15 protein-coding genes and 1 pseudogene are annotated in these 14,807 nt (G+C 59.4%); 15 read left to right on the forward strand and 1 reads right to left on the reverse strand.

What is annotated here, in order from left to right; genetic code table 11:
- Window positions 1–429: 429 nt before the first annotated feature.
- From exaC to darG, 15 genes and pseudogenes are all read left to right on the forward strand, one after another.
- Window positions 430–1,950: an acetaldehyde dehydrogenase ExaC gene (gene exaC, locus J3P97_RS23905; RefSeq protein WP_305498559.1), complete on the forward strand. Its 1,521-nt coding sequence runs from the start codon at window positions 430–432 to the stop codon at window positions 1,948–1,950.
- A 218-nt stretch (window positions 1,951–2,168) separates the two neighbouring features.
- The gene (gene eat / locus J3P97_RS23910) at window positions 2,169–3,617 is read left to right on the forward strand and encodes an ethanolamine permease (protein WP_434601928.1); all 1,449 of its coding nucleotides are present in this window, start codon (window positions 2,169–2,171) and stop codon (window positions 3,615–3,617) included.
- 57 nt (window positions 3,618–3,674) lie between these two features.
- The gene (locus J3P97_RS23915; RefSeq protein WP_434672895.1) at window positions 3,675–5,069 is read left to right on the forward strand and encodes an ethanolamine ammonia-lyase subunit EutB; all 1,395 of its coding nucleotides are present in this window, start codon (window positions 3,675–3,677) and stop codon (window positions 5,067–5,069) included.
- 24 nt (window positions 5,070–5,093) lie between these two features.
- Window positions 5,094–5,918, forward strand: a complete 825-nt coding sequence (gene eutC / locus J3P97_RS23920) for an ethanolamine ammonia-lyase subunit EutC (RefSeq protein ID WP_434574086.1) — start codon at window positions 5,094–5,096, stop codon at window positions 5,916–5,918.
- A gap of 106 nt (window positions 5,919–6,024) precedes the next feature.
- Window positions 6,025–6,486, forward strand: a complete 462-nt coding sequence (locus tag J3P97_RS23925) for a GNAT family N-acetyltransferase (protein ID WP_186641436.1) — start codon at window positions 6,025–6,027, stop codon at window positions 6,484–6,486.
- Between the two features lie 335 nt (window positions 6,487–6,821).
- Entirely contained in the window at window positions 6,822–7,478 is a 657-nt protein-coding gene (locus J3P97_RS23930) for a DedA family protein (RefSeq protein WP_434672896.1), read from the forward strand.
- A 6-nt stretch (window positions 7,479–7,484) separates the two neighbouring features.
- A complete protein-coding gene (locus J3P97_RS23935) occupies window positions 7,485–8,297 on the forward strand; it encodes a zinc-dependent peptidase (protein WP_434571575.1) in 813 nt (270 codons plus the stop codon).
- Window positions 8,298–8,552: 255 nt separating this feature from the next.
- The gene (ppa, locus tag J3P97_RS23940; RefSeq protein ID WP_024780093.1) at window positions 8,553–9,080 is read left to right on the forward strand and encodes an inorganic diphosphatase; all 528 of its coding nucleotides are present in this window, start codon (window positions 8,553–8,555) and stop codon (window positions 9,078–9,080) included.
- Between the two features lie 205 nt (window positions 9,081–9,285).
- Complete coding sequence (locus J3P97_RS23945; RefSeq protein WP_434601930.1) at window positions 9,286–10,017, forward strand: LexA family transcriptional regulator; 732 nt, start codon at window positions 9,286–9,288, stop codon at window positions 10,015–10,017.
- A 527-nt stretch (window positions 10,018–10,544) separates the two neighbouring features.
- Window positions 10,545–10,718 carry a hypothetical protein gene (locus J3P97_RS23950; RefSeq protein WP_434672897.1) on the forward strand — a complete coding sequence of 58 codons (174 nt, stop codon included), beginning with the start codon at window positions 10,545–10,547 and terminating at the stop codon, window positions 10,716–10,718.
- Window positions 10,693–10,758, forward strand: a pseudogene (locus tag J3P97_RS23955) (hypothetical protein); the annotation flags it as partial. The gene J3P97_RS23950 and the pseudogene J3P97_RS23955, both read left to right, overlap by 26 nt.
- Window positions 10,759–10,803: 45 nt before the next feature.
- Entirely contained in the window at window positions 10,804–11,466 is a 663-nt protein-coding gene (locus J3P97_RS23960) for a restriction endonuclease (protein WP_434674585.1), read from the forward strand.
- A 164-nt stretch (window positions 11,467–11,630) separates the two neighbouring features.
- Window positions 11,631–12,209, forward strand: a complete 579-nt coding sequence (locus tag J3P97_RS23965; RefSeq protein ID WP_434672898.1) for a DarT ssDNA thymidine ADP-ribosyltransferase family protein — start codon at window positions 11,631–11,633, stop codon at window positions 12,207–12,209.
- A complete protein-coding gene (gene darT, locus J3P97_RS23970) occupies window positions 12,210–12,854 on the forward strand; it encodes a type II toxin-antitoxin system toxin DNA ADP-ribosyl transferase DarT (RefSeq protein ID WP_434672899.1) in 645 nt (214 codons plus the stop codon). It abuts the gene before it with no gap.
- Window positions 12,851–13,939: a type II toxin-antitoxin system antitoxin DNA ADP-ribosyl glycohydrolase DarG gene (gene darG / locus J3P97_RS23975; RefSeq protein ID WP_434672900.1), complete on the forward strand. Its 1,089-nt coding sequence runs from the start codon at window positions 12,851–12,853 to the stop codon at window positions 13,937–13,939. The genes darT and darG overlap by 4 nt, the downstream gene beginning before the upstream one ends.
- 119 nt (window positions 13,940–14,058) lie before the next feature.
- On the opposite strand, the gene J3P97_RS23980 is transcribed toward darG, so the two are convergent.
- Complete coding sequence (locus tag J3P97_RS23980) at window positions 14,059–14,418, reverse strand: DUF6124 family protein (RefSeq protein WP_434672901.1); 360 nt, start codon at window positions 14,416–14,418, stop codon at window positions 14,059–14,061.
- Window positions 14,419–14,807 lie beyond the last annotated feature (389 nt).

Consider the following 14,807-nt stretch of genomic DNA (forward strand, 5'->3'; position numbering starts at 1 on the left):
CCTTACCCGTGGCGAGGGAGCTTGCTCCCGCTGGGCTGCGCAGCAGACCCAAAACCTGAGCACGCGGTGCATCAGGCTGACCGAGTTGGCTTTGGGGGGACCGCTTCGCAGTCCAGCGGGAGCAAGCTCCCTCGCCACGAAAAGCGGTCCGTCCATAGACTTGGCTTCGACGCCAGCATCCTCCAGCCCACCGACCTTTGCAATGCTGGCGCGACCTGTCGGTCACAGACCGTCTCAACCATGGCACAAACTGTCACACCCGCCGTATCGCAACCGTGACACAGCCCCTCCGTTTGTCCGACCAGCTCCTCCCAAAGTATTGATTTCCGGGCCCCACAAGGCAATGGCCCGACCTTTGCTCTAGGCTTGAGTACCAGCGCGTTTTTTGCGCGGCTCCCTAATAAGCACAAAAGCCAAGGAGAACTCATCATGCGTTACGCTCACCCCGGTACTGAAGGCGCTATCGTTTCGTTCAAGGCCAAATACGGTAACTACATCGGCGGCGAGTTCGTCGCGCCTGTCAAAGGTCAGTACTTCACCAACACTTCCCCGGTCAATGGCCAGCCCATTGCAGAATTTCCGCGTTCCACCGCCGAAGACATCGACAAAGCCCTCGACGCTGCCCACGCGGCCGCTGACGCCTGGGGCGCCACGTCGGTCCAGGCGCGTTCGCTGATCCTGCTGAAAATCGCCGACCGCATCGAACAGAACCTCGAAACCCTGGCGATCACCGAATCCTGGGACAACGGCAAGGCCGTGCGTGAAACCCTCAACGCCGACATCCCCCTGGCCGCCGACCACTTCCGCTACTTCGCCGGTTGCCTGCGGGCCCAGGAAGGCGCCGCCGCCGAGATCGACGGCAACACCGTGGCCTATCACATCCATGAACCGCTGGGCGTGGTCGGGCAGATCATCCCGTGGAACTTCCCGCTGCTGATGGCCGCCTGGAAGCTCGCGCCGGCCCTGGCCGCCGGCAACTGCGTGGTGCTCAAGCCCGCCGAACAGACCCCGCTGGGCATCTGCGTGCTGATGGAGTTGATCGGCGACCTGCTGCCGCCGGGCGTGCTGAACGTGGTGCAAGGTTTCGGCAAGGAAGCCGGCGAAGCCCTCGCCACCAGCAAGCGCATCGCCAAGATCGCCTTCACCGGCTCGACACCGGTCGGCTCGCACATCATGAAATGCGCCGCCGAAAACATCATCCCGTCCACCGTGGAACTGGGCGGCAAGTCGCCGAACATCTTCTTCGAAGACATCATGCAGGCCGAGCCGAGCTTCATCGAAAAAGCCGCCGAAGGCCTGGTGCTGGCGTTCTTCAACCAGGGTGAAGTCTGCACCTGCCCATCCCGGGCGCTGGTGCAAGAGTCGATCTACGACGAATTCATGCAAGTGGTGATGAAGAAGATCCAGCAGATCAAGCGCGGCGACCCGCTGGACACCGACACCATGGTCGGCGCCCAGGCGTCCGAGCAGCAATTCGACAAGATCCTGTCTTATCTGGAAATCGCCCGGGGCGAAGGCGCCGAGCTGCTGACCGGCGGCAAGGTGGAAAAACTCGAAGGCAACCTGGCCAGCGGTTATTACATCCAGCCGACCCTGCTCAAGGGCACCAACAAGATGCGCGTGTTCCAGGAAGAAATCTTCGGCCCGGTGGTGAGCATCACCACCTTCAAGGATGAAGCCGAAGCCCTGGCGATCGCCAACGACACCGAGTTCGGCCTCGGCGCCGGCCTCTGGACCCGCGACATCAACCGCGCCTACCGCATGGGCCGGGCGATCAAGGCCGGTCGCGTCTGGACCAACTGCTACCACCTGTACCCGGCGCATGCCGCGTTTGGCGGCTACAAAAAGTCTGGCGTGGGGCGTGAGACGCACAAGATGATGCTCGATCATTACCAGCAGACCAAGAATCTGCTGGTGAGCTACGACATCAATCCGTTGGGGTTCTTCTAAGCCAGAGAGGGCGAGACAGGCTTTCTGCTTCGCCCTCTGGATTGCTTTCGCGAGCAGGCTCGCTCCCACAGAAGTTGTTTTGTACACGCAACCTGTGGGAGCGAGCCTGCTCGCGAAGGCGGCGGTCCAGCTTGCATCCATGCTGCATGCAACACACCGGTTCCAAGAGCAGCCCCGCTCCAACAGGGCCAAAAAACAATAAAAACAGGTAAACCCTTATGCCAAGCGATCATGCAAACCCGCAACCGGCAACGTCCTCGGTCGACTTTGAAAAAGTCGGCTCCGAATATTTCCAACAACGCGAGCTGAAAAAAGGCGCGGCAGGCTGGGTCCTGCTCGTAGGGCTGGGGGTGGCATATGTCATCTCCGGCGACTACGCCGGCTGGAACTTCGGCCTGGCCCAGGGCGGCTGGGGCGGAATGTTCCTCGCCACGCTGCTGATGGCCGCGATGTACCTGTGCATGTGTTTTTCCCTCGCCGAGCTGTCCTCGATGATCCCCACCGCAGGCGGCGGCTACGGCTTTGCCCGCAGCGCATTCGGGCCCTGGGGCGGATTTCTCACCGGCACGGCGATCCTGATCGAGTACGCCATCGCCCCGGCGGCGATTGCCGTGTTCATCGGCGCGTATTGCCAATCGTTGTTCGGGATTGGTGGCTGGATGATCTACCTGGCGTTCTACATCATCTTCATCGCCATCCACATATTCGGGGTCGGCGAAGCCCTCAAGCTGATGTTCATCATCACTGCTGTCGCCGCCTTGGCGCTGGGGGTTTTCCTGGTGGCGATGGTGCCGCACTTCAACGTCGCCAACCTGCTGGACATCCCGGTCACCGAGGCCAAGGGCGCCAGCCCGTTCCTGCCGTTCGGCTACGTCGGCGTCTGGGCGGCGATCCCTTACGCGATCTGGTTTTTCCTCGCCGTCGAGGGCGTGCCACTCGCCGCAGAAGAAACCAAGAACCCCAAGCGCGACCTTCCGCGCGGCCTGATTGGCGCCATGCTGGTGCTGGTGGCGTTCGCCCTGCTGATCCTGGTGATCGGCCCCGGCGGCGCCGGCTCCAACGCGCTGATGACCTCGGGCAACCCACTGGTGGAAGCCCTGGCCAAGGCCTATGGCGGCTCGACCTGGATGGGCAGCTTCGTCAACCTCGTCGGCCTGGCCGGTCTGATTGCCAGTTTCTTCTCGATCATTTACGCCTACTCGCGGCAAATCTTCGCCTTGTCCCGCGCCGGCTACCTGCCGCGCAAACTCTCGGAAACCAATAAAAGCAAAGCACCGGTGTTGGCGCTGGTGATTCCCGGCATCATCGGTTTCGGCCTGTCCCTGACTGGCCAGGGCGACCTGCTGATTCTGGTGGCGGTGTTCGGCGCGACCATTTCCTACGTGCTGATGATGGCCGCGCACATCACCCTGCGCATCCGCCGCCCCAAAATGGACCGGCCGTACCGCACGCCGGGCGGCATCTTCACCTCGGGCGTGGCGCTGGTATTGGCTTGCATCGCCGTAGTGGCGGGCTTCCTGGTGGACCCACGAGTGGTGATCGGCGCCGCGATCATCTATGGAGTGTTAATTGCTTACTTTGCTTTCTACAGTCGGCATCACTTGGTAGCAGGCACGCCCGAAGAGGAATTCGCGGCCATTCAAAAAGCCGAAGAAGCCCTGCACTAAGCCGTAACGTGCCGAAAACCACGGCGCCGCCCAGCGGCGCCGTCACGGAGAACCTGTATGGCCAGCTTTGCACACACGGTCGGCGCCCAGACCTACCGCTTCGACAGCCTCAAAGACCTGATGGCCAAGGCCAGCCCGGCGCGTTCCGGGGACTTCCTGGCCGAGATCGCCGCGCTCAACGATGGCGAGCGGGTGGCCGCGCAAATGGCCTTGGCCGACTTGCCACTTAGCCATTTCCTGCAGGAAATGCTGATTCCCTACGAGGCCGACGAGGTCACCCGGCTGATCGTCGACACCCATGACAAACAAGCCTTCGCCGCCGTCAGCCACCTCACGGTCGGCGGCTTTCGCGACTGGCTGCTCAGCGACGCCGCCGACGAACACAGCCTGCGGGTGCTGGCTCCCGGGCTGACGCCGGAAATGGTCGCCGCCGTCTCGAAGATCATGCGCGTGCAGGACCTGGTACTGGTTGCACAGAAAATCCGCGTGGTCACCAAGTTCCGCGGCACCCTTGGCCTGCGCGGGCGCCTGTCCACTCGCCTGCAACCGAACCATCCGACCGACGAACCCGCCGGCATCGCCGCGAGCATCCTCGACGGCCTGCTCTTCGGCAATGGCGACGCCATGATCGGCATCAACCCGGCCACGGACAGCACGGCCTCGATCTGCGCGATGCTGGAAATGCTCGACGCCATCATCCAGCGCTACGACATCCCGACCCAAGGCTGCGTGCTGACCCACGTCACCACCTCCATCGAGGCGGCAAACCGCGGCGTGCCGCTGGATCTGGTGTTCCAGTCCATCGCCGGCACCGAAGCGGCCAACGCCAGTTTCGGCATCAGCCTGAGCCTGTTAAAAGAAGGCTACGAAGCCGGGCTCAGCCTGAAGCGCGGCACCCTCGGCAACAACCTGATGTATTTCGAAACCGGCCAGGGCAGCGCGCTGTCGGCCAACGCCCACCACGGCGTCGATCAACAGACCTGCGAGACCCGAGCCTACGCCGTGGCGCGCCATTTCAACCCGTTCCTGGTGAACACGGTGGTCGGCTTCATCGGCCCGGAATATCTGTACAACGGCAAACAGATCATCCGCGCCGGCCTCGAAGACCATTTCTGCGGCAAGCTGCTGGGCGTGCCGATGGGTTGCGACATCTGCTACACCAACCACGCCGAAGCCGACCAGGACGACATGGACACCCTGCTGACCCTGCTGGGCGTGGCCGGGATCAACTTCATCATGGGCATCCCCGGCTCCGACGACATCATGCTCAACTACCAGACCACCTCGTTCCACGACGCCCTCTACGCCCGCCAGACACTGGGCCTGAAACCGGCGCCGGAATTCGAGCAATGGCTGGCGAACATGGGCATCTTCACCCAGGCCGATGGTCGGGTGCGGTTCGGTGACAACCTGCCGCCGGCGTTTCGTCACGCCTTGGCGCATTTGGGATGAGCTGCATTTATGAGTGAGTTGCCCATGGATAAAAAACCTGTCGAGCCACAAAACCCCTGGCTGAATCTGCGCAACCTGACCCCGGCACGCATCGCCCTGGGCCGCACCGGCACCAGCCTGCCGACCTCGGCGCAACTGGACTTCCAGTTCGCCCACGCCCAGGCCCGCGACGCCGTGCACCTGGCGTTCGATCACCAGGGCATCCGTGCACAACTCACGGAGCGCGGCCACGAAAGCCTGTTGCTTCACAGCGCGGCGGCAGATCGAAACAGCTATCTGCAGCGTCCGGACCTGGGCCGACGGCTCGACGATGCTTCCGTACAGATCCTGCAGGACTACGCGGCGGCCCATCCGGGCGGCGTGGATTTGGCTATCGTGGTGGCTGACGGCCTGTCGGCGCTGGCGGTGCATCGCCATACGCTGCCGTTCCTGGCGCGGCTGGAAGAACAGATCACCGCTGAAGGCTGGTCTGTGTCGCCAATCGTTTTGGTGGAACAAGGCCGGGTGGCCGTGGCTGATGAAGTGGCCGAACGGCTCGGCGCCAAGATGTCGGTGATCCTGATCGGCGAACGCCCCGGCCTCAGCTCCCCCGACAGCCTGGGACTTTATTTCACCTACGCCCCCAAGGTTGGCCTGAACGATGCCTATCGCAACTGCATTTCCAATGTCCGCCTCGAAGGCCTGAGCTACGGCATGGCGGCCCATCGCCTGATCTACCTGATGCGCGAGGCCTGCCGCCGGCAGCTTTCGGGGGTCAATCTGAAGGACGAAGCCCAGGTTCACACTCTAGAGGCGGAAAACGGTGCCGATATGAAAGGTAATTTCCTACTGGCGCCGCCCCCAAGCTGATCCGTTTGGCCAATTGCGTTTTTGATCCGCTTTCAGGCAGCATCTTGGCACGGTAGTCCGCCGTTGTTGTCGGACGCCATGTCGACCCTTGCAGACGAGACCTACCATGCGGATTATCCAAGCGACGCTGGAACACCTGGACCTGCTGACCCCATTGTTCGTCAAATACCGGGAGTTCTATGGCTCGCTGCCCTATCCGGACTCGTCCCGGGCGTTCCTCGAAAAACGCCTGCGCCGCAAGGAATCGGTGATCTACCTGGCCCTGCCGGATGACGACGACAGCCGATTGCTGGGGTTCTGCCAGCTCTACCCAAGCTATTCGTCGCTGTCGCTCAAGCGCGTCTGGATCCTCAACGACATCTATGTCGCCGAAGACGCCCGCCGCCAGCTCGTCGCCGACAACCTGATCCGCACCGCAAAAAAAATGGCCAAGGAAACCAACGCCGTGCGCATGCGCGTCTCCACCAGCAGCAACAACGACGTGGCGCAGAAAACCTACGAATCGATCGGCTTCAAGGAAGACACCGAGTTCAAGAACTACGTGTTGCCGATCAGCGAAGGGCTTTGATCCCTCTGCAGACCCCTCGTGGCGAGGGAGCTTGCTCCCGCTGGGCTGCGCAGCAGCCCCAAACCTGAGCATGTGATGCATCAGGCCGACCGAGCAGGCTGCTTTGGGACCGCTTCGCGGTCCAGCGGGAGCAAGCTCCCTCGCCACAAAAGCGGCCGACATCTTACCCAGCCATTCCCCAGACATCCCCAGCTACAAACTCCCCCCGCTCATCACCCTCCACCCCGTATAATTCCGATCTTCCCGGCTTGTAAGAAAAAGCTGCACACGCTGTAGTCTTACTCCAAGCCAGACCCACTAGCCCGCCGAGCCGGGCCGCCACCAAGGTGTCATTCATGGATTTCAACCCCCTCGACCTCATTCTGCATCTCGACGTCTACCTCGACATGCTCGTGACCAACTACGGGACGTGGATCTACGCCATCCTGTTTCTGGTGATCTTCTGTGAAACCGGCCTGGTGGTGATGCCGTTCCTGCCAGGCGATTCCCTGTTGTTCATCGCCGGCGCGGTGGCAGCCGGTGGCGCCATGGACCCGCTGCTGCTAGGAGCACTGTTGATGCTTGCGGCCATCCTCGGCGACAGCACCAACTACCTCATTGGTCGCACCGCCGGCGAGAAGCTGTTCAGCAACCCGAACTCGAAAATCTTCCGCCGCGACTACTTGCAACAGACCCATGACTTCTACGACAAACACGGCGGCAAGACCGTAACGCTAGCGCGCTTCCTGCCAATCATCCGCACCTTCGCGCCCTTCGTCGCCGGCGTCGGCAGAATGCCCTACCCGCGTTTCTTCGGCTTCAGCGTCCTCGGCACTGTGCTCTGGGTCGGTGGCCTGGTGACCCTCGGCTACTTCTTCGGCAACGTGCCCTTCATCAAGCAGAACCTGTCGCTGCTGGTAGTGGGCATCATCCTGCTGTCGCTGCTGCCGATGATAATCGGCCTGGTACGCAGCAAAATGAGCCAGCGCGGCTCGAAAGCCGAGACGCGCTGATCGGCCATGTGGTCTCTCAGCACCTGGCGTCGCCGCCGCACCCTGGCCAAACACCCCGTTGCCGACGAAACCTGGCAGCGGGTGCGCCATCAACTGAGCTTTCTCGACGGTATCAGTGCCGAGGAAGACCGATGGCTGCGTGACGCCAGCGTGCTGTTCCTGCACGACAAACACCTCACCGCCCTGCCCGGCGTCGAACTGCACCAGGAACAACGCCTGTTGCTTGCCGCCCAGGCGCAATTGCCGCTAATGCACCTCGGCGAGTTGAACTGGTACCAGGGCTTCCACGAAATCGTTCTCTACCCGGACGACTTCCTCAGCCCCCAGCGCTACCGCGACGCCAGCGGCATCGAACACGAGTGGGACGGCGAACACAGCGGCGAAGCCTGGCCCCAGGGCCCGATCATCCTGGCCTGGGACGGCGTGATGGCGAGCGGCGGCTGGGAAGGCTACAACCTGGTGATCCACGAACTGGCGCACAAACTCGACATGCTCAACGGCGACGCCAACGGCCTGCCGCCGCTGCACGCCGACATGCGCGTCAGCGACTGGGCGCAAGCCATGCAAGAGGCCTTCGACGACCTCAACCGCCAACTGGACCTGAACCCCGACGCAGAAACCGCCATCGATCCCTACGCGGCGGAAAACCCGGCGGAGTTCTTCGCCGTCACCAGCGAATACTTCTTCAGCGCCCCGGACCTGCTGCATCAGGCCTACCCAAAGGTGTACGAACAGCTCAAGGCGTTCTACCGCCAGGACCCGTTGGCCCGGCTGCGGCAACTTCAGGCCGAAGATCCGGTCTATCAGGCGTCATACTAAGGTCTCTAGGGTTTGTACGAAAAGTCGCCGAGCGGCGATCAGGCAAGGCGAAAACAGGCGAGGAAGCGGAGTTGACTGGTTGTCAATGAGCATTCCGAGCCTGTTTTCAACGCAGCATGATCGTCGCGCAGGCATTTTTCGTACAAAGCCTAAGACCCTGGTAGCGTGGCAACAGCGGCCGAATATGCCTATAATCGCCGCCACTTTTTGGTCAATCCGACCAGTCATCTGGTCAACTAACGGGGGCACCGCCCAATGAGCTACAGCAAGATTCCGGCTGGCAAAGACCTGCCGAACGACATCTACGTCGCGATCGAAATCCCGGCCAACCACGCCCCGATCAAATACGAAATCGACAAAGACAGCGATTGCCTGTTCGTTGACCGTTTCATGGCCACCCCGATGTTCTACCCGGCCAACTACGGTTACATCCCCAACACCCTGGCCGACGACGGCGACCCCCTCGACGTACTGGTCGTGACCCCTTACCCGGTTGCGCCAGGCTCGGTCATCCGCGCCCGTCCTGTCGGCATCCTGAACATGACCGACGACGGCGGCGGCGATGCCAAAGTCATCGCAGTACCACACGACAAACTGTCGCAACTGTATGTCGACGTGAAGGAATACACCGACCTGCCAGCCCTGCTGATCCAGCAGATCGAACACTTCTTCGAGAACTACAAAGACCTCGAAAAAGGCAAGTGGGTCAAGATCGAAGGCTGGGCCGGCGCCGACGCCGCCCGCGAAGCGATCACCAAGTCGGTTGCCGCCTACAAGGGCTGAAACTGCAAGTAAAAGAACCCCGGTATGCACCGGGGTTTTTTTATGCCTTAATGCCGCTTAATACGTGAAAGTATTAACAAGGCCGCGCAATTGTTTATTTATGTTTAACTTGCCTAGTTCCATTCACGCAAACGGAAAGATCATCTTATAAATCGGAACGACATGTTTATTGCTGAAAACACTGTCGGCCCTAAACTTTCCGTTTATGAAAATCATATCCAGCGGCGATCGCTTCAGAGCCCTTCTCAAAGAAGCCAACATCCGATCTGTCGACTTCGCCAGGCTTTACGGCGTGAAGTCGCAGCACGTAAACAACTGGTTCAACCGCGGCATCCCGCCGGGGCGCATCCACAACATTGCCCGCATGCTGACCGTCAGCCCTGAATGGCTCGCCAGCGGTGAAGGCCCGCAAACCCCGTTGGGGCTCGGCCCGGGCATTACCTACGACGCCGCGGAAACCCAGGGCGTCTACAGCGTGCCGGAAACCCTCGACATTGAGCTGCCCTTCCACAAGGAAGCACCCATCGCCCCCGGCGAAACCACAACGCACATCATCGAAGACCCCGACCAGTCCATCCGTCTGCCCCGCAGCCACCTCGAATCCCTCGACATCAACCCCAACGACGTCATTTGCATCACCATGGTCGGCGACAGCATGGCCGAACGCATCGAAGACGGTTCCACCGTCGCCATCGACCGCGGCCTGACCCAAGTCGTCGACGGGCAGATCTACGCCCTCGAACACGACGGCATGCTCCGCATCAAATACCTGCACCGCATCCCCGGCAACCGACTGCGCCTGCGCAGCCAGAACAGCGCCGCCTACCCCGACGAAGTCTTCAGCGCCGAACAGATCGAAGCCCAGCACATCCGCGTGATCGGCTGGGTCTTCTGGTGGTCCACCCTCTCGAAAAAACGACCGCAGGTGTTCGATTGACCCACGCGGCTCCTACCAACACAGCTCCCCCGTGGCGAGGGAGCTTGCTCCCGCTGGGCTGCGCAGCAGCCCATGCTTTTTACCTGCATTCCGCTAACCCAATGATTCCACACCACTTACTACTGGGATTCCGAAGAAAACCCGCGTATCCTGCGCCCCACATTTGCGAGCCCACGCCTCGCACCGACAAGGCAGATCACTTTCTGACCAAGTCCCACAGCCGGCCGCAAGAGCCGGATGTACGTTTTGAAGGCTGGTAAGGTTTGTCAAAAACGAACTGAATCAGTCAACGAGAAGCCGGCCATAAGCCGGCTTTTTAATGTCTGGATTTTTCAATCACAACCCACTCAGACCGTACCCAAGCCAGCACGTCTAGGTCTTCATACGCGATGCTGGACCAGTCCCCCGGGCTACACAATGGCTTACGCTTTGATAGCGCCACGACTCACTCGCTATGGGTTGCTGAGAATCCGTAACTTATACTCCCTCCTCGACCGCAAAAAAGTAGCCATCACAGGGAAGCGTCCATGTCCGTTCCAACGTACGATCAGTTCATCGAACCCATCCTGCGCTTTCTCGCTACCAAACCTGCCGGAGCCCTTGCTCGGGATGCCCATGAAGCGGCAGCCAAGATGCTGGGACTGACCGTAGAACAACGCGAAGAGATAATCGCCAGTGGGCAAGCCACCTATAAAAAATAGAGCGGGCTGGGCGCATGATCGGCTGAAGCGCGCCGGCCTTTCCAGCAGCGCCAAACGCGGATATTGGAAACTGACGGAGACAGGCATGGCTTACGCCAAAGACCATCCAGCTCCCTTGCCGTCAGATGATGTGGAACATTTAGCCATCGGCTATATGAATGTGAAACTAAAGGTTGCCCCCGACGCTGCCCCGCTTGATGACGAAACGCCTGTTGGGCCTGACATAACCTCCGCAACCGCGAGCCCAGATGATCGGCTCGAACAAGCCCTCCAGGAGTTACGTAACGCAACTGCTGCCGATTTGTTGGATAACTTGTTACAGGTGAGCCCCAACCGCTTTGAAGTCATCGTACTTGATGTGCTCCATCGCCTGGGTTACGGCGCCAGCCGCAATGACTTGCAGCGGGTCGGCGGCTCTGGCGATGCCGGCATCGACGGCATTATCTCGCTCGATAAATTGGGACTCGAGAAGGTTTACGTGCAAGCCAAGCGGTGGCATAACACAGTGGGCCGCCCTGAGTTGCAGGCTTTCTACGGTGCGCTCGCGGGACAAAAAGCCAAACGCGGAGTTTTCATCACAACATCTGGCTTCACCGCTCATGCGATCGACTTCGCTAAATCGGTGGAAGGCATCGTGTTGGTGGACGGCATGCGGCTGGTGCACCTGATGATGGATCACGAGGTGGGCGTTACATCACGACTCCTGCGGCTGCCAACGTTGGATCGCGATTATTTCGATGAGGAATGAGCTGCAGCGTTTCTGACAAAGGGACCATAACCGCATAAGTATTGCGGCCTTAAATGATGGCACATTAGAATCAAGCCGCATGCCCTACTAGGCCCCTCGGGTTGAGGGTTGGGGAGCAGCTAGGACAGCGCCCATTTAGATATGCGTAGGTCAAGGAGACCGCAATGTCAGACGCCAGAAGCATCAAAGACCAGTACTTCGTTTACCATCTGACTTCTATTGAAAACCTGGATGGGATCTTCTCAGCAGGCCTGAAGCCTCGGGCCAGTCTCGCCAACTTCACTGATGTGGCAGACAGCGAGATTCTCAAGAAGCGCCAAGCTCTCAACCTGGACCGCTATGTTCCCTTTCATTGGTTCGCCGGCAACCCGTTTGATGGCCGCGTGCAGCTTGATCGTCCTAAATCAAAGTTCGTGCTGATCTCTGTTTTCAGAACATTTGCCAAGGAAACGGGCTGGAAGATCATCCCGCAGCATCCACTTGCAGATGAGGCAATTCAGCTACTCGACTACAACGCTGGTTTCCAAGTCATCAATTGGGAGCTCATGAATACCCGCGAATATCAAAACCACCAGTGCAAAAACGTCTGTATGGCTGAATGCCTATCCCCACACGTGGTTTCACCCGAAGATTTTTCCAGGATTTACGTCCCAAACGATGAGGTCAAACAGCTTTGTGAGGCTAAAATGCGCCCAGCCAATCTAGCGACTCCCATCAGTGTGAATCCCGGAATGTTCCGATAAATGATCTACAGCAGACTGAATCCAGAGAAAGCTCTGATTTGGCGTATTGTCCATCGGGAGAACCTGCCTTGGATTCTGGACAACGGTCTGCACTGTGCGAATTCGGGCGTTCAGTCACCGCAGTACGTAAACATCGGCAACGTTGACTTGATTGACAAACGCCGAGCTCGGCACGTTCCCATAGCTCCGGGAGGGGTATTGGCTGACTACGTGCCCTTTTATTTCACGCCCTTCTCTGTGATGATGAAAAACATCCACTCGGGGCGGAGTGTTCAGCAGCGCAGCAATGATGAGATCGTGATCCTGGTCTCCAGCCTGTACCGCATTGAGCAGATGGACCTTCCGTTCGTCTACACGACAGCCCATGCCTACCCTGATTGGACAGACTACTACAGCGACCTGGAGAATCTCGGCCAGATCGATTGGTCTATCATTCAACGACGCGACTTCAAGCGCGATCCTGACGACCCTCGTAAGATGGAGCGGTATCAGGCCGAAGCGCTGATCCATAACCATCTACCCATTACAGGACTCCTTGGCATCATGTGCTACACCGATGCAATGAAAAACCGCATAGAGCAGGACGTGGCCGTAAGGGGCTTGGCGTTACCTGTTCATGCGCGTCCGGGATGGTATTTCCAATGATCCGTTTTACCCAAGGCAACCTTTTGGAAGCCAAAACCGAAGCTCTGGTCAACACGGTGAATACCGTGGGCGTGATGGGTAAAGGTATCGCGCTGATGTTCAAAGAGCGCTTCACGGAGAATTACCGCCTGTACTCGGCGGCCTGCAAGGCTGGCGAAGTGGAGACGGGCAAGGTTCACGTGACGGCAGTCAACGAACTGGAAGGGCCACGCTGGATCGTGAACTTCCCGACCAAACGGCACTGGCGGTCACCGTCGCAGATGGTGTGGATCACTGAAGGTCTGCACGACCTGCGTCGCTTCCTGATCGAAAATGATGTGAAGTCCGTGGCGGTTCCACCGCTAGGGGCTGGCAACGGTGGTTTGAAGTGGCCCGAGGTTCGCGAGCAGATTGTTGAAGTCTTGAATGATCTGGATGTCGATGTGCTGGTGTTCGAGCCGTCCAACCAGTATCTGAACGTTGCCAAGCGTAGCGGCGTGGAGAAGCTCACGCCTGCTCGTGCATTGATTGCCGAACTGGTTCGTCGCTACTGGGTTCTGGGTATGGAATGCAGCCTGCTTGAGATTCAGAAGCTTGCCTGGTTTCTTGAGCGCGCTATCGAAAAGCTGCCGAACACCGAGAACCCTCTGAATCTTCAGTTTGTTGCTCATAAATACGGGCCGTACGCCAACCGGCTGGAGCATCTGCTTAATAACCTGGATGGAAGCTATCTGCATTGCGACAAACGTATCAGTGATGCGGGTATCAGCGACGTGATCTGGTTCGATGAAGGGCGCAAAGCGTTCCTACAGACTTATCTCCAGACAGAAGCCAAGGAATACGTCCAGGCTTTGGAACGCACCGCCGAGTTGATCGACGGCTTTGAGTCGCCTTTCGGCATGGAGTTATTGGCGACAGTTGATTGGCTGCTGAGCCAGGAGGGGGTCACCCCGACTGTGCCTGCGATTCGCGAGGCGATGAAGCGCTGGGACGGCGGAGCGGGGGCTGCGGCTCGCAAAAGCAAGTTATTTGATGATCACGCGCTTGGGATCGCGTTGAAGCGGTTGACCACCAGCAGTTTCAGGCCGGAGATGGCGACCTGTTAGGGCCGTGTGTATCTCATCTGGACAATCTGAGCGCTCGTCGTTTCGGGGCAATCGGAAGACGCAAGAGGTCTTGCCAGGCAAGACCTTTTTTACGCCAGGCGGGCATTCAACTCCCCGCCCTACCTCATCTCAACAATATCCAAAGCCCGGTTCGCCAACAACTCACTCAGCTCAATCAACTGCAAAATCCCCAACGCGACATGTCGTCGTGAGCCTTCCAGATCGAACGCGAGATCATTGATCATTGCATTGGCCGAAGCCAGGCTTTCGCTCAGGTTCGCGAGCAGGCACTCCATGTCCACATCTGGCGCGACGGTAAACAAGGCGTCGGGCTTGTCGGAAGTTTCGTTCTGAAGGGTAGGCTTGAGATCGGAATCGAAAGCCCGATTGGTAGCATCATCGACTTTTTTGTTGCGAGCAGACTGAGCGCGAGACTCATGTCCATCTGTAGCTGGGGGGTTCGGTGTAATTTTGGCCATGGAAAGCTCCTAGAGTCGGTTGGAGCTGCCACCGTTCGCTGCGAAACGAATTATGGGTGGCAGCTGTACGCGGGTTCGCAGACCGGGACTCTAGGGACCGGCAGACCCGAAGGTCTCCCACGCACAGCCACCTCTGACGAAAGTACAGACATGGACTATCTGCTTTCGAAGGTGACATTGTGCGTCTATAGAGTCCGGGCTGCGAAACCCGATCACTGATGAGCAGTGACCGGACCCAAGCTACCGACCAACCCCAAGCCGCACAAGCCGGCCGATTCTGGCGTAGTTGTAGGCAACGGCGCAAGACAGCGTCAGCCCCTTTCCAGATCCCACGAGCCTGATAAACACCCTCGGCTGAGTCACCTCCATTTCAGCGCTTCGGCTTGCCC

The organism is Pseudomonas sp. R1-15, from assembly GCF_051132085.1.
In the GTDB taxonomy this organism is placed as follows: Bacteria; Pseudomonadota; Gammaproteobacteria; order Pseudomonadales; family Pseudomonadaceae; genus Aquipseudomonas.